Annotated in this window: 14 protein-coding genes; 2 read left to right on the forward strand and 12 right to left on the reverse strand. The window is 53.6% G+C overall.

Annotated elements, in window-relative coordinates; translation table 11 throughout:
* Positions 1 to 81: 81 nt before the first annotated feature.
* The 3 genes from HV213_RS14485 to HV213_RS14495 form a co-directional block, all read right to left on the reverse strand.
* Complete coding sequence (locus HV213_RS14485; protein WP_181486207.1) at positions 82 to 1,254, reverse strand: Gfo/Idh/MocA family protein; 1,173 nt, start codon at positions 1,252 to 1,254, stop codon at positions 82 to 84.
* 15 nt (positions 1,255 to 1,269) lie between these two features.
* On the reverse strand, positions 1,270 to 2,193 hold the full coding sequence (locus HV213_RS14490; RefSeq protein WP_181486208.1) for a TIM barrel protein: 924 nt from the start codon (positions 2,191 to 2,193) through the stop codon (positions 1,270 to 1,272).
* A gap of 194 nt (positions 2,194 to 2,387) precedes the next feature.
* The gene (locus HV213_RS14495; RefSeq protein WP_181486209.1) at positions 2,388 to 3,422 is read right to left on the reverse strand and encodes a LacI family DNA-binding transcriptional regulator; all 1,035 of its coding nucleotides are present in this window, start codon (positions 3,420 to 3,422) and stop codon (positions 2,388 to 2,390) included.
* A gap of 374 nt (positions 3,423 to 3,796) precedes the next feature.
* On the opposite strand from HV213_RS14495, the gene HV213_RS14500 reads away from it, so the two are divergent.
* Together HV213_RS14500 and HV213_RS14505 are read left to right on the forward strand one after the other, a co-directional pair.
* Positions 3,797 to 5,035 carry a sensor domain-containing diguanylate cyclase gene (locus tag HV213_RS14500; RefSeq protein ID WP_181486210.1) on the forward strand — a complete coding sequence of 413 codons (1,239 nt, stop codon included), beginning with the start codon at positions 3,797 to 3,799 and terminating at the stop codon, positions 5,033 to 5,035.
* Positions 5,036 to 5,104: 69 nt separating this feature from the next.
* On the forward strand, positions 5,105 to 6,235 hold the full coding sequence (locus tag HV213_RS14505; RefSeq protein ID WP_181486211.1) for an alpha/beta hydrolase: 1,131 nt from the start codon (positions 5,105 to 5,107) through the stop codon (positions 6,233 to 6,235).
* A 57-nt stretch (positions 6,236 to 6,292) separates the two neighbouring features.
* On the opposite strand, the gene ykgR is transcribed toward HV213_RS14505, so the two are convergent.
* The 9 genes from ykgR to HV213_RS14545 all read right to left on the reverse strand — a co-directional run bounded on the left by ykgR (position 6,293) and on the right by HV213_RS14545 (position 14,359).
* Positions 6,293 to 6,394: a small membrane protein YkgR gene (gene ykgR / locus HV213_RS33585; RefSeq protein WP_275944290.1), complete on the reverse strand. Its 102-nt coding sequence runs from the start codon at positions 6,392 to 6,394 to the stop codon at positions 6,293 to 6,295.
* Positions 6,395 to 6,497: 103 nt separating this feature from the next.
* Complete coding sequence (locus HV213_RS14510; protein ID WP_181486212.1) at positions 6,498 to 7,130, reverse strand: NrsF family protein; 633 nt, start codon at positions 7,128 to 7,130, stop codon at positions 6,498 to 6,500.
* Complete coding sequence (locus HV213_RS14515; protein WP_181486213.1) at positions 7,117 to 7,674, reverse strand: sigma-70 family RNA polymerase sigma factor; 558 nt, start codon at positions 7,672 to 7,674, stop codon at positions 7,117 to 7,119. Before HV213_RS14515 ends, HV213_RS14510 begins: the two co-directional genes overlap by 14 nt.
* Positions 7,675 to 7,687: 13 nt before the next feature.
* Positions 7,688 to 8,923, reverse strand: coding sequence for a protein-disulfide reductase DsbD family protein (locus HV213_RS14520; protein WP_181486214.1), 1,236 nt, complete (start codon positions 8,921 to 8,923; stop codon positions 7,688 to 7,690).
* A 15-nt stretch (positions 8,924 to 8,938) separates the two neighbouring features.
* Positions 8,939 to 9,505, reverse strand: a complete 567-nt coding sequence (locus HV213_RS14525; RefSeq protein WP_181486215.1) for a peroxiredoxin — start codon at positions 9,503 to 9,505, stop codon at positions 8,939 to 8,941.
* Positions 9,506 to 9,603: 98 nt separating this feature from the next.
* On the reverse strand, positions 9,604 to 10,221 hold the full coding sequence (locus HV213_RS14530) for a TetR/AcrR family transcriptional regulator (RefSeq protein WP_181486216.1): 618 nt from the start codon (positions 10,219 to 10,221) through the stop codon (positions 9,604 to 9,606).
* An 11-nt stretch (positions 10,222 to 10,232) separates the two neighbouring features.
* Entirely contained in the window at positions 10,233 to 13,340 is a 3,108-nt protein-coding gene (locus HV213_RS14535) for a multidrug efflux RND transporter permease subunit (RefSeq protein WP_181486217.1), read from the reverse strand.
* A 15-nt stretch (positions 13,341 to 13,355) separates the two neighbouring features.
* Positions 13,356 to 13,781 (reverse strand): hypothetical protein, encoded by a 426-nt coding sequence (locus HV213_RS14540; RefSeq protein WP_181486218.1) that lies wholly within the window; start codon positions 13,779 to 13,781, stop codon positions 13,356 to 13,358.
* Between the two features lie 125 nt (positions 13,782 to 13,906).
* The gene (locus tag HV213_RS14545; RefSeq protein WP_181486219.1) at positions 13,907 to 14,359 is read right to left on the reverse strand and encodes a nuclear transport factor 2 family protein; all 453 of its coding nucleotides are present in this window, start codon (positions 14,357 to 14,359) and stop codon (positions 13,907 to 13,909) included.
* Between the last annotated feature and the right edge of the window lie 51 nt (positions 14,360 to 14,410).

Raw genomic sequence — 14,410 nt, forward strand, 5'->3', positions numbered from 1 at the left:
TTGTCACGTTTTAATTTGCCGGGTGGCGGCGAGCCGCCTTACCCGGCCTACGCCAGGATTGTCGCCGTTATCGGTTCGATATTAACGAAACTCAACCCAACTGGCGCCGTTATCTGCTGAACGCACGCAGTTCTCCACCCAATGCACGCCGAGCGCACCGGCTTTCGCATCCGGATACCAGAAGTTTTCCAGCAGCGCGGCGTCGCGGCGATCGGTCGCATCCATGGCGATAGCGAAACGCCGGTACAGATTCGACCAGGCCTCAAACAGCCCTTCGGGATGACCGCCGCCGATCCTGTCGTCCTGCAAGGCTAGCGGATCGAGATAGGCCATCCCGCGTTCCAGAATACGTACCGGCTCGCCCTGGATTTCATAGCGCAGCTGGTTTGGCTGTTCATCCCACCACTCCAGGCTGGCTTTTTCACCGACGATACGTACTTTCTGCCCGTGCATTGAACCGCTGTTGATCGCCGAGCACCACATCGAGCCGATCGCGCCGTTGTCGTATTCCATCAACACATGGGCGTTATCCTCCAGCGGGGCGCGGCTTTTGACAAAGCTCTGGCGAGAGCACATCAGACGGGTGATGTTGAGCTTCGGGGCCATGGTTTCTGCCAGAAACAGCGGATGCGTGGCCAGGTCGCCCAGGACATAGCTGGGACCGACAAATTTCGGATCAACGCGCCAACGGGTGCTGGGGTTTTCCTGCTCTACAGGCTGATTGTGGAAACCGTGTGCGAACTGCATATTGACGATACGGATCTCGCCCAGTAGCCCTTGTTCAATCATCTTTCGGGCCTGCAAAATCAGCTGATGCCCGGCGTAGCCATAGGTGACGCCAATGATTTTGTGCTGTTTTTCGCTAAGCGCCACCAGCGCATCGGCCTCTTCGCCAGTAAAGCACAGCGGTTTTTCGCAGACTACATGCAGCCCGGCTTCCAGCGCCGCCCGGCAAATCTCGTAATGAGTGTTGTTCGGCGTAGCGATGGAAACAGCTTCAATGCCGTCTTCTCGCGCCGCTTCTTCACGAAACAGGGTTTTATAGTCGGGATAGCAACGTTCAGCGCTCACCCCCAACTGCTGACCAAATTCTCGCCCGCGCTGGGCATCAATATCGAATGCGCCTGCCAGCAGGGTAAACGCACCGTCGCGCAGCGCCGCAGAGCGGTGAATATAACCAATCTGGCTGCTTCCGCCGCCGCCAACCATACCCCAGCGTAACGACCGGCCTACAGGTTTTGTACCGTTAATCATGTGGTTATCTCCTGATTAAAATCCGACGGAGCGCAGGTAGCGCAGGCTTTCCGTGACCGCCTGCAAACTGCCTTCGACGTTGCGCGGGTCACGTTCCTGTTCGATGGTTATCCAGCCCTGATAGCCGCGCTTATCCAGAAACGCGTGAACCGCCGGATAATCAATAGCGCCGCTGCCAAGCGGGCACATCACACCTTCCGCGCAGGCGGCGAAGAAGTCGATACCGCGGGAAATCACGCTATCGAACACTTCCGGGTCGACATCTTTAAAGTGCAGGTAGTCGAGCCGGTCAAAGTGGCGATCCAACCAACTAATCGGGTCCATACCCGAGTAGTAGAGATGACCGGTATCAAGGCATAGCCCGGCAACGTCGTGCGGGATCTGCGTTGCCAGCAGGTCTATTTCATCGGCAAATTCGATACAACCGCCCGCGTGAGGGTGGATAACCGGACGAACGCCGTACTCCTGCCACGCCAGTTTGCTGATGGTGACAATGTGGCTAATCATCCGCTTCCAGTCGGTGGGGGAAAGCCGTGGTGCCAGGTCGCTGCGTCCGGCGTATTTGGCCCGTTGCGGATTACCGAAATCAATGATCACCAGGTAGGGCGGCTGGAACGAGTTTCCGGGCGTTTTTTCCGCCGTTGGAACCTGCGACAGATTGCGGCAGAGGTTGTGCGTCAGTTCGACAATGTTCGGGAAGTTCTCTTCGCTGACCAGATCGTCAAAGATCGTACCGGCAACCAGCGAAAGCCCGTGTTTGCTCAGCGCGGCGCTAAGTTCATCAGCCTGAGTCGGCAGGTAGCTCCATGGCCCCAGTTCGATACTCTTGTAGCCCGCGGTCGCCGCTTCCTGCAGCACCTGTGACCAGGGTGGCAGATAGGGGTTTTTGGGATCATCGACGCCCCAACTACATGGCGCATTGGCAATATGTATGGTCATGATGGATTCCTTTGCAGATTGAGGAGAAAACATGACCAGTATTGAATGAATATTTCAAAATCAACAATGATGAAATTTAAATTCCTTGATGTGATTCAAGATTTATTTTGATAGTTAAATTGATGGTTTTTTATCAATCTCAGGCGCGAGAAGGCGCGCAGAGAAAGTGCGCGCGTTGCGGGTAACGCAGGAAATCAGAGATTTTCTTTGGTGAGCAGATCGAAAGGTTGTAGCGCGGAGGTAAACGTCGCCTGCGACTGGCTGGTTGCCTGCACAAACTCGCGTATTGTCGCGGCGGCAAACTCGCTCAGCCGATGCGCAATCATCAAATCAATAGTGCCGTCGATTAACGCCAGCTCGCCGTTCTCCACGGGACCATGGCAAATCAGCGTGACCTGATGCTGACGCTGATGGGCATGTAGCGCGGCGATGATACCCTCAACGCCGCCGCAGGGCGCGTAAATCGCCGTCAGTGAAGGGTATTGTTGCAACATTTTGTCCGTTACCTGATGGGCAATATCAGTCCTTTCATGGCAGCGTACCGGCTCCAGCACCCAATTGCCTTTACCGTGTTCGCGCAGGTAAGAACGGAAGCTAATTTCACAGTTTTCCTGACAGATAAACCGGTTATCGCCGACGATAATGCCGATTTCCCCTTCGCTGTGGCACAGCCGGTCAACCGCCCAGCCAGCAGTGCGGCCTGCTTTCTGATTATCGAGGCCGATGTAGCCGCTGCGTTGCGCGACGGCCATGTCGGAGAGCAGGGTTAATACGCGCACGCCTTTATCGGCGGCCAGGGCGACGGCGTGGCGGATAAGCGGGTTATCCAGCGCCACAATGCCAATGACATCAACTTCATCGCTCAGGCGAGAGATACCAGCGACCATTTCATCGATAGCATTAATATCATAATGTAGAAAAACGGGAGCCTGATTTGGGGCATGCCAGGGCATCGCCGCCAGTTCGAGCGCTTGCGCCAGCTGAGAATAAAAAGAGTGCGATTGCTGAAGCAGGATAAATCCCATTCTGAGAGGAACTGCCGACTGACCGGCGGCCAGCCGATAGTGCGATTGCTCCAGGGCAAACCCTAAGCGGCGCGCGGATTCAAGCACTTTGCGTTCTGTACTTTCTTTGACCGGGGTACGCTTGTTAAGCACTCTGTCCACCGTCGCAATGCCGACTCTGGCATCTCTGGCAATGTCGGTCATGGTCACTTTCTTCGCAGACATAAATGTCACTCCTTATCCGTTAATGATAAAAATCTATCATTATTTGGAACGATAAAAAGCGAAGGGACTCTGGTTTCAGGAAAAGAGAGCTGACACGACATGGTTTTAATGCATATTTCTTCTTAAAAAGATACTATCAGATCCGTGTTCCTTGCTTATCCTCTTGAAATTAAGAAAAATCTCATTTTTATTTCAAATGAAATGCCATCCTGCAATCGCAAACAGTCTTTTGTTTGGCAAAACGGACTATACTTGGCAATCTTCCGGCAATACGTTCAAAAATATATTAATTATTGTTAATTTTACGCTCAATGCATTACCTGCTCATATGATGTGGTTGTTGAAGTGGAAGGTTTGGAAGGGCGGAGGTTTGTATGCTATTAAAAGAACTTGTTATTTTTGACTTATTAAGCACCCCCGTTTGGGTAGTCCATCCTTTCAATGAAAATATCATCTTCGCCAACCAGGCATCTAAGACGCTGTGCGGCAATATGACCCTCGCTCAAATGCGAAAAGGGACCTTCTCAACCTGCCCGGAAACCGCGCTACAGCACTATTTGCGCTACTTGCAGAATATTACCGAAGTTTATGAAATATGGACCATTGAAACCGCTGAGGGACTGGCCTCTATCAGCTGTAAAACGACCCTGATTAACTCAGAGGAGCAGGGAGTCTTAATTCTCTTTGAGGCGGTAAAACTGCTACCGCAGAATAGATCGGTTAATACAGCCTCTCGTTCTTATCAACGGCGTAATAATGGTTTCTTTGCCCGCTTTTTTATGACTAACTCGGCACCGATGCTATTAATAGACCCTAATAAAGATGGGCGCATTGTAGATGCTAATATTGCGGCGCTGCGCTTTTATAACTATACCTCTGAAGAAATTCGCACCAGGCATACCTGGCAGATAAATACCCTCGGTCGCGACGTCCTGCCGATTATGCATAACGTGGTGAGTTTACCCGGGGGGCATAAACCGCTTAATTTTACCCACATACTTTCCGATGGGTCGATACGCCATGTCCAGACCTACGCCGGGCCGGTGATTTTATACAACGTGCGCCTGATGCTGTGCATCATTCATGACATCACCGAAGAGGTGCATTTAAAGAAAGAGCTGGAGTTCTCTGCCTCGCACGACTCGCTCACCGGACTGCTTAATCGTCGCGAATTTTACCGCGTCGTGGAGTCGCCTTCGTTTAAACCGGAAGGATTTTGCCTGTTACTGGTGGATATCGACCATTTCAAGCTGATCAATGACGATCACGGGCACCAGAAGGGTGATGAAGTTCTGCTGGCAATTTCCGCTCTCCTGGCCGCTGCCGGGGGCGTCGACGATAAAATTTATCGTTGGGGCGGTGAGGAGTTTTTACTGTTCCTGCAAAATGCATCGCTGGAAACGGCGCTGGAGATGGCGGAGAAAATTCGCTATGCCGTCAGCGAACATCAGACGCCAGACCTGCTGGTACCTGTCACGGTCAGTATTGGCGTTGCGGAACATCAGCATGGCGAAGAGATAGACCAGTTGTTTAATCGCGTTGATAAAGCGTTATATGCGGCTAAAAAAGCGGGGCGTAACATAGTTCAATTGCATCTGATTGAGAAGTGTTAGCTTCATTGACCTGATATTCAAGTGTAAGGGTCTACAATAAGTGCATCACAAAGACAGGAACAGGATGTCATGACGTATTCAATCTCGAAGAAATTTCTCACTGCAACCTCAGCGCTACTGCTTCTTTCGATGAGCTCTCTACCGGTTATTGCGGATGTGATTTCTCCACTCAGTGAAGAGCACGGATTAAGCGAAGCCGCGAAACAGTATCTCCTGCATTATCCTTCCCATAGCGGCGTTGATGGCAAAACCGTGCGCGAAGATACCGCCGCCGTATTTATTCCGTTCGGCGAAACCCCGACAGGCGGATGGCCGGTGGTGGTCTGGGCCCACGGCACCGTTGGCGTTGCTAATCACTGTGCACCTTCGTTAAACCCGCGTAGCGATCGCGACAAGCAGTATTTGAATACGTGGCTGTCGTTAGGCTATGCGGTGGTTGCCCCGGATTATGCCGGACTGGGTTCTTCGGGTTTACACCATTATCTTAATGCTCGCGGTGAAGCGTGGAGTATTCTGGATGGCGTTCGCGCGGCCCTGAAACAATTTCCGCTTAAGAATGAGCTTATTCTGGTAGGGCAGTCCCAGGGCGCGCATGCGGCGTTCGCCAGTGCGGGATATCAGCCTGAATATGCACCAGAGCTGAATATTCGCGCAACGGTATTGACCGGTACGCCTTATTTTGAAAAAGGGACCACCGCTGCTGACATTCTTCCGCCTGCGGGTGGCAAAGTCCAGATTGGTGGCGATCCGAAAATTCCCTATATCTTCTATATCTATCTTTCAGCCGCCGATGCTAATCCGCAGCTAAATCCCGCCGACTATTTCCAGGCGAAAGCGCTGCCGCTGCTTAAAGAGGCGACCAACCTGTGTATTACGCCATTAAACGATGAAGTGATGAAGGCAGGGCTTAATGCCGGCAATTCTCTCAAGCCGGGTATCGATTCGCTGCTCAGCGCCAGCGTAGGCACGATGCTCTATCCAACGTTAAAAATCGATCATCCGGTATTTATTGGCATGGGTAGCGTTGATGTGAATGTGCCAACGGCGATGCAAAAACGTTTTGCTGATGCGGTGATAAGCGCGGGAACGCAAGCGGATGTGCATATCTACGAAGGACTGGATCATAGCGGTACGGTAAACCCGTCATTGCGCGATTCGGTGCCGTTTTTGATTAAGACGTTAAATAACCAGCAGCAGTAGGCATAATTCTGTGAGCCGCCCGAACAGATGGGCGGTTCAACACAGGTATAACGTAGATTACCAGTACTTAGGAATTAAGTAGCCATACATCACGACCGCGACAACAATCATCACCGTAATAATCGCCCAGTCTGCTTTTAGTGATTTTACTGCGTTCATAAGCTTCTCTTTTTTCAATGAATGACCCTGTCAACTTACCCCCGTCGCGCATGCTGAAGGGTGATGAAGATCACACAATGATATTTGTCGTACAAATCAATAATCACTCGCCAACGCTCACCCAACGCCTACCGACCAGAATCGTCAGCGCCATAATTGCTACTATGGCGGCCAGGTGCATCACGAAATCCAGGGCGTGCAGATGTACCGGGTGACAAAAGGCCAGCAGGCTCACCGCCAGGCTGGCGATCCCCAATCCCGCCATCGCCAGGCTGCGTACCGGGTTGAGCGCGCGGGTGCGCCGCAGGCTGGCAATCATCAGTACTATCATCGGCGAACTTACTGCCAGCAGAAAGGTAAAGCAGCTAATGCTGTCGTTATCGTGCATCACTGGCGTATCACCGGGAATACTGCGCAGGCTTAACCCGAGCCACATCAACCCGATGGGCAGCAATGCTTTCCAACTTAGCGCCTGCCGCCCGGCAATACTCATAGTGAAAGCGCTGCGGATGGCCAGCGTCCCGAGCAAAAAGGCCAACAGTAGCTGCGCGACAGCCCATATGGCCCCCGGCTGTGACCAATCGGTTAACCCTCGCGGTAGCAAGTAACTTACAGCGATAGCGCAGGGCAGCGCCACTACCAGCCAGCCGAAGACCCGTTTGTCTGTTGGCCACGGACGCTTTATCGGCTGCATCTCGCGGCTGAGTTTTTCAATCAACACATTATGATCGGTCATGATGGGCTCCAAAACGGCGCAGATTCTTCAGCGCCCGATGCAGTAGCGACTTCACCGCCGCAACGCTTAGATTGTTATGCTCGGCGGCTTCTGTCAGGCTCATTTCTCGCAGATGCACGTGTTCGACGATTTCACGCTGGCGATCGGGTAGCTGGCGCAAATAATCCGCCAGCTCCTCCTGGGTATCCTGATTTTGCCCAGGCGGCGTGGAGGGAACGTCCGGCAGAGTCTCTTCGTTAATTTCCCAGTGCTGATGACGACCGCGCCGCCGTAGCGCATCAATCACGCGCGCTGAGATAATCGCCATCAGCCAGGGCAGAAAGGGAAATGCCGGATCGTAGGTATGGCGAACCCGATGTACCGTCAGCAGGACATCCTGAATCACATCCTCGACTAGCGTATCATCGCTGATTTGTTTACGTATTTGCGAACGGATCACCGGCACCAGCGCTTTTAACAGCCGGGTGTAGGCGAGCCTGTCGCCCGCCTGCGCCCGTTCCATTAGCGCGGGCCAGCTTTCACGCGCGCTATCGTTTGTTTGCATAATCCGCCTTGTGCTATGACGCTTTTTTACCGGCAGCCTGATTAAGTGCGTTGACCACAATGCCAGGGGTAAGAACCTGCGGCAGCACCTTCGGTGGGCTACCGTCCGCCGGATAAACCACGTATAACGGCAGGCCGCCCTGGCCGAACTGGTTGAGCGCGTCATCGACATCGGGGTTAAATTTTGTGGAGTCAGCCACCATATACAGGGTCCCGGTTTTTGCCAGCGCCTCTTTAACTGCCTGGGTAGAGAGCGACGTTTTTTCATTGACCTGGCAGGTGATACACCAGGAGGCGGTAAAGTTAACGAAAATGGGTTTTCCCTGTCCTCGCTGTTGCGCGACGGTTTGCGGCGTCCACTTCTGCGCGGTCACGTCGGCAGTTTGAGCCTCGGCGGGCGACGTGCCTTCGGCTTTCATGACCCCCGGAAGCGGGACAATAACCGCAGCCACCAGAACCGCGGTGACCGTAAACAGCACCTTGTGACCTTTACCGTGAAAACGACGCTGCTGGGCGATGCCGTACAGCCACGCGGCAAAACTTAGCACGACGGAGGCCGCAAGTAATGCCGCCAGCGCGCTGCTTCCGGCCTGCTGTGCTAGCACCCAGACCAGCCAGGCGTAAGCGCCGAACATCGGAAACGCCAGCACGCGCTTAAGAATATCCATCCAGACGCCGGGACGCGGCAACACTTTTGCCAGCGCCGGGAACAGTGAGATGAGAGTAAACGGTGCCGCGAAACCCAGCGCCAGGGCCAGAAAGACCGTCAGTGCCACCGCAGGCGGCTGCACTAAAGCGTAGCCAATGGCGCTGGCCATAAAGGGGGCGGCGCAGGGCGTTGCGACGACTATAGCCAATGCGCCAGTCAGCGCGGAACGTATAAATTCGCCTCGGTTAATATTCAGCGCCCCGACGCGCTGCGCGGCTAAGCCCACTTCAAATACGCCAAGCAAATTGAGCGCCGCGGACAGAATAATCAACGACAGTAGGGCGATAACCAGCGGTGATTGCAACTGAAAACCCCAGCCAACCGCAGTACCACCGGCTCGCACCGCCAGCAGAATGCCTGCCAGCGCCATCATGGTTATTACCACTCCGAGCAAAAATGCGAGTCCTTCGCGCCGTGCGCTGGCGGCATTATCTGAGTGACGCAGCAAACCCAGCGCTTTCAGCGAGACGACCGGAAATACGCAGGGCATAAAGTTGAGGATGATGCCGCCAATAAAGGCGGCCAGCATGGCAGTTAACATCGCTGGCCTCTGTGCTTAGTGGGTTTGCGGGTGAGATGCGTCGTACTGCTTAACGGCAGCCAGGGTTTTCTCAATATGCGTTTCCGGGTTTCTATCAGTGTAACTCAGTAAGATGTTGCCATCTGGCGCAATCACGTAAGAGGTACGGTCGGAAAGCGTTTTGCCTTTCATCTCCATCAGCGTTTGATACTGCGCCGCGACTTTGGCACCTGGGTCGGCTGCCACGGTGAATTTATCCCGACACTCTAGTTTGGAGAAATCGCTCACCTGATCGGTGTTGCCTGCGGTGACACCAACGACCGTCGCGCCCATTTTGTTGAAATCATCGGTGGCTTCAGCAAAATCATGCGCTTCGATGGTACAGCCTGCGCTAAAGGCCGCCGGGAAAAAGTAGAGCACCACGGGACCTTTTTGCAACGCGTCTTTAAGTGAGAATGTCAGCGATTTACCGGCCAGCGCACCCTGCAGCTCGAAGTCAGGGGCTTTAGCTCCTGCTGGCAGCGCCGCGCTGGCGCTGAATGCAGGTAACGCGATGACGGCGGCGAGGGCCAGGGTAGACACGAGGGTTTTTATTGATTTCATTATCAGCTCCTGCGATGGATGGACAATCTGGGTTTTGGTCAACTCAGTTATTCAATTCGCAGGAGCAGGCAGAAAAGTTGCGCTTAGATGAAAAAAATTTACGGTTTATATTCCCAGGCCGAGAGAAAGACGCTAATCGCACACTCCGCAAGCTGGTCCAGCTTCTCTGGCTCCACCGCTTTTTGCGCAATTAACGCTCCCGGGAGCAGATAGCCCATAATTGCGCCGAGAAACGCGGTAGCCTGGAGGTTCGGGTCGCTCATATTCAGCAGGCCCTGGTCGCGTTTTTGAGTCAGTATTTCGCTTAACGCCTGTAATACGCGACCTGAAGGTCTTTGTTCGAGAGTGAGGTACAGCTCAGGTTTCTGCACCAGAACCTGGATCAGTAACCGCTGAAAATGGATATTTTCCGGCGTATAAAAGTGTTGCTGTACGACTTTCGCGAAACCGCGCAGCAGCGCCGGGAGATCCTGCTGACTTTCCTGTAAGAGCTGGCGCAAAGGCGGCTGCATTTTATCATTGAGAAACTCAAACGTTTCCAGCAGCAGCGCGTCTTTTCCGCCGGGGAAATGGCTGTACAGCGTCGGTCGCGAAGTTCCCGCTTCGGCGGCGATAGTGTCCAGAGATACATCAAGCCCATGCTGAAGAAACAGTTCGCGGGCAGTTTGTAAAATGCGGGGGCGGGCTTTCATTGGTCGCCCGCGTTGATTCGCCATCGATTCAATCCTTACGGTTTGCGTCTTTTCAGTTGCACGATCCCTTGCTGAACCAGCAAGAAAAATAGTGGGACGAAAAGCAACGTCAGCAGGGTCCCGGTGAGCATACCGCCGATCACCGCAGTCCCTATCTCTTTTTGGCTGGAAGCGCCTGCACCGGTAGAGAGTACCAGAGGGATAACGCCGACAACAAATGCGAGTGAAGTCATGACGATAGGGCGCAATCGCAATCGCGCACCTTCCAGGGCCGCTTCAGCCAGCGTTTTTCCTTGTCGGAACTGCGTCAGGGCGAACTCCACGATGAGGATCGCATTTTTGGCGGAAAGGCCCATGGTGGTCAGCATGCCGACCTGAAAGTAGATGTCGTTTTCGAACCCGACCAGCCTTGATGCGCCCACGGCCCCCAAAATACCAAGAGGGATGATCAGCATCACGGCGATCGGGATAGACCAGCTTTCATACAGCGCAGCCAGGCATAAAAACACGAATGCCAGCGACGCCAGATACACCCATAACGTTTGCGTGGATGATGCCTGTTCCTGAAAGGAGAGGCCGCTCCATTGTATGTCGAAGCCGTCAAGAGCGCCCGCCAGTCCGCTTATCTCCGTCATTGCCTTGCCAGAACTGAGGCCCGGGGCCGCGCCGCCCTGAAACTGAACGGCGGATAAACCATTAAAGCGCTGCAACATCTGCGGCCCGGTGGTCCAGCGCGATGAGGCGAAACTGTCGAAAGAGGCCATATTGCCGCTGCTACCGCGCACAAACCAGGCGGATAAGTGTTCTGGCGCTGAACGCCACTGCGCATCACCCTGCATATAGACGCGTTTAACGCGCCCGCGATCGATAAAGTCATTGATGTAAACCCCACCCCAGGCCGCGGAGAGCGTACTGTTGATATCGACCTGATCCAGACTTTGCGCCAGCGCTTTTTGTCGGTCGACATCCACCTGTAGCTGGGCTTTTTCTTCGAGGCTGTTGATTCGCACGGCGTTCAGCTTAGGATTTTCTCTGGCCGCGTTAAGCAGAGCGGTTTGCGCTTCGGTAAGGGCGCGATAGCCATTTCCCGCGCTATCCTGCAACCACAGTTCAAAACCGCTGGATTGCCCAAGGCCGCGAACCGTAGGCGGAGATGTGATGCTGATGGTGGCAATCCGGGACGTTTGATTAAAGTGCTGGTTTGCCCGCGAGATAATGGCCTGTGCGCTATTGAACGCGCCGGGACGGTCATCCCAGTGTTTTAATTCGGCAAAAGCCATCCCCACATTTTGCCCGCTGCCGGCGTTATTTCTCCCGGTCACCATAAAGATAACATTCAGGTTGTTCGCCTCCTCGGTCATAAAATAGCGCGTAATCTCAGCACCTACCTCTTCGGTCATCGACATCGGTGAGCCCGAAGGGAGGGTAAACTGAACCATCACCGCGCCCTGATCTTCCTCGGGGAGAAACCCTGTCGCGAGCTTCTGATATTGCCAGAGCATCAATAGCGACAGCATCAAAGCCAGCAGCACAAAGCGAAAAGGGCGACCGGATATTTGCCGAAGCAGAGCAAGGTAGCGATTCTGGCTTAACTCAACGCCACGATTGAAACAGGTGAAAAATATCCCTTTTTTAACGTGCCCGGGCCGTAGCAGATGGGCGCACAGCGTTGGCGTCAGAGTCAAGGCGACCAGCGCAGAGAGCGCCATTGCGGAGACAATGGTCACGGTGAACTGGCGATAAATAATCCCCACAGATCCGCCAAAGAATGCCATCGGAATAAAAACGGCGGAAAGAACTAACGCGATACCGATGATCGCGCCGGTTATCTCCTGCATGGAGCGCAGAGTCGCCTCCAGCGGCGTGAGTTCTTCCTCCGTCATTAAGCGCTCTACGTTCTCCACTACTACGATCGCATCATCAACCAGCAAGCCGATCGCCAGAACCATTGCAAATAGCGTCAGGGTGTTGATGTTGTAGCCCAACAGGCTAAGAATGCCGAAGGTCCCCAACAGGACAACCGGAACCGTGAGCGTTGGGATCAGCGTCGCCCGCCAGCTCTGGAGAAAGAGATACATCACGGCCACCACAAAAAGAATCGCTTCAATCAGCGTATGCACCACGCTTTCGATCGAGACCGTCACAAATGGCGTGCTGTCTCGCGGGTAAGCGGCGATAACGCCTTGCGGGAAGCGCGGCGTTAAACGCTCTACCTCTGTCCGGACTTTCTCCGCTGTTTCCAGCGCGTTGGCGCCGGATGCTAACTGAATGGAGATCCCGGCGGCAGGGAAACCGTTAAGCGTCGTTTGGTTCTGATAGTTTTCAGCGCCAATCTCAACGTGCGCAACGTCGCGCAAATAGACCACGGAGCCGTCGCTGTTGGTGCGCAGAATGATGTTTTCAAATTGTTGTGGACGCTCAAGGCGTGATTGGGTCGTTACCGTCGCATTCAGATACTGCCCATTTAGCGTCGGAAGTGAACCGATTTCCCCGCTGGTAACCTGCGTATTCTGCGCTTCAACGGCGGCCTGTACATCGGAAGGCATCAGGTTATAGCTGGTGAGTTGCAGCGGATTTAACCAGATGCGCATGGCATACTGCGCGCCAAAAACGGTCGTCTCTCCGACGCCATCAACCCGGCTGAGTGGCTCCTGAAGAGTGCTGATAAGAAAGTCGCTGATATCAATACTGGTTAACTGATGACTTTCATCATACAGCGCGACCACCATCAGGCTGTCACCCTGCGATTTTGTCACCGTGATCCCTTGCTGTTGAACCTCCTGCGGTAAACGAGTCATCGCCTGATTGACGGCATTCTGCACCTGGACCTGCGCCATATCGGGATTGATATGTTGATCAAAACTGAGGCTGATCCGCGACTGTCCGGCTGAGCTGCTGCTGGAGGAGAAGTAAAGCAGGCCATCAATGCCTTTAATCTGCTGTTCAAGAACTTGCGTGACGCTGTCCTCGACGGTTTCAGCGGAGGCTCCAGGATAGTTCGCCGTGACATTGACGCCCGGCGGGGCAATATCCGGGTATTGTTCGACGGGAAGCGTCAATAGCGCAAGGGTTCCGGCGGCCATAATACAAATGGCGATGACGGCGGCGAAAACGGGTCGGAAGATAAAAAAGCGGGCCAGCATCGCGATCACCTCGGATCAGTTAATGGGTTCTTGCAGGGCGAAAATAGGCGGCGGTTCAATAAGACTGGAGTCGGGGCGTTGCCCTTGAAAAGGCGCCGGGCAGTTCAGCACATCGCAGGCTTTGGCAACGAGATATCGATGGATTTCAATGCATGACTTCGTGCGCTGATATTCACTCCAGAGATAGTCGTAGGTCTGGATGCTGAAAATATTCTGTTGTAACAGAACGCGCAGATCGTGTTGCCGTTTCTGCGCATATTCATAGATGAAGAGGGTGCGGCAAAGTTTAGCCTCTGCCGGATCCTGTTCGGGTGAGCACGCCTCCAGTAGATGCGCCTCGCTGGGAACTGGTTTCAGCAACGAGGCGCTTAGCAAACATGGAAAAAGTGATAATCCAATGAAAAAAAACAGCTTTGCCCATTTTTTGCCGCTGAACATCATTTTCTCCCCGCTTATTTATTTACTTTACAGTAAGGTAAATAAATTGTTTAAACAAGTCCTCAATACGATCAACGAGGCTAAGGGAAGAGAGAAGGCCAACGAGAGGTGCTCCGCTGGCTGGTGGGTCAAAACATGCTATTGCCGCTGGCGGTCTTTTCTGGAACGGTTTGGGTGACATCCCAGTGTTCGATGATTTTATGCTGCTCGTCGACGCGGAAAATATCGATGATTGCGCGCGTGACGCCCGGTTCGCGCCCGGTAACCTCGACGTGCAGGATCACGTGATCCCCGTCGACAAACGCCTGCTTAATTTCGCTGTGCGAGTCGGGATATTTGTTCTTCAGGAAAGCGATAAACTGCTGAAAACCCTCCTCGCCATCTTTCGCCATCGGGTTGTGCTGAATGTAACGATCGCCGAGGTAGGGCTTCGCGGCAGCAAAATCTTTGTCGTTTAACGCTTTGTTATAAAACTCAATAACGTTCTTTTTGTTTAACTGTTCACTTTCGCTATTGCCCGCAAAAGCAGCGGGCGATAGCGCGCAAAACAGAGACAGAGCAATGAGCGATTTCTTGAACATAAAACCTCCAGCGATGGTTGTGGTATCAGGCATCTAGCCTGTCAGGTGACG

The sequence above is a fragment of the Klebsiella sp. RHBSTW-00484 genome, assembly GCF_013705725.1.
GTDB lineage: Bacteria > Pseudomonadota > Gammaproteobacteria > Enterobacterales > Enterobacteriaceae > Klebsiella.

Bases quoted from the DNA above. Each gene is read 5' to 3' on its own strand.
- HV213_RS14485 (WP_181486207.1), bottom strand. From the start codon at position 1,254: ATGATTAACGGTACAAAACCTGTAGGCCGGTCGTTACGCTGGGGTATG.
- HV213_RS14490 (WP_181486208.1), bottom strand. From the start codon at position 2,193: ATGACCATACATATTGCCAATGCGCCATGTAGTTGGGGCGTCGATGAT.
- HV213_RS14495 (WP_181486209.1), bottom strand. From the start codon at position 3,422: ATGTCTGCGAAGAAAGTGACCATGACCGACATTGCCAGAGATGCCAGA.
- HV213_RS14500 (WP_181486210.1), top strand. From the start codon at position 3,797: ATGCTATTAAAAGAACTTGTTATTTTTGACTTATTAAGCACCCCCGTT.
- HV213_RS14505 (WP_181486211.1), top strand. From the start codon at position 5,105: ATGACGTATTCAATCTCGAAGAAATTTCTCACTGCAACCTCAGCGCTA.
- ykgR (WP_275944290.1), bottom strand. From the start codon at position 6,394: ATGAACGCAGTAAAATCACTAAAAGCAGACTGGGCGATTATTACGGTG.
- HV213_RS14510 (WP_181486212.1), bottom strand. From the start codon at position 7,130: ATGACCGATCATAATGTGTTGATTGAAAAACTCAGCCGCGAGATGCAG.
- HV213_RS14515 (WP_181486213.1), bottom strand. From the start codon at position 7,674: ATGCAAACAAACGATAGCGCGCGTGAAAGCTGGCCCGCGCTAATGGAA.
- HV213_RS14520 (WP_181486214.1), bottom strand. From the start codon at position 8,923: ATGTTAACTGCCATGCTGGCCGCCTTTATTGGCGGCATCATCCTCAAC.
- HV213_RS14525 (WP_181486215.1), bottom strand. From the start codon at position 9,505: ATGAAATCAATAAAAACCCTCGTGTCTACCCTGGCCCTCGCCGCCGTC.
- HV213_RS14530 (WP_181486216.1), bottom strand. From the start codon at position 10,221: ATGGCGAATCAACGCGGGCGACCAATGAAAGCCCGCCCCCGCATTTTA.
- HV213_RS14535 (WP_181486217.1), bottom strand. From the start codon at position 13,340: ATGCTGGCCCGCTTTTTTATCTTCCGACCCGTTTTCGCCGCCGTCATC.
- HV213_RS14540 (WP_181486218.1), bottom strand. From the start codon at position 13,781: ATGATGTTCAGCGGCAAAAAATGGGCAAAGCTGTTTTTTTTCATTGGA.
- HV213_RS14545 (WP_181486219.1), bottom strand. From the start codon at position 14,359: ATGTTCAAGAAATCGCTCATTGCTCTGTCTCTGTTTTGCGCGCTATCG.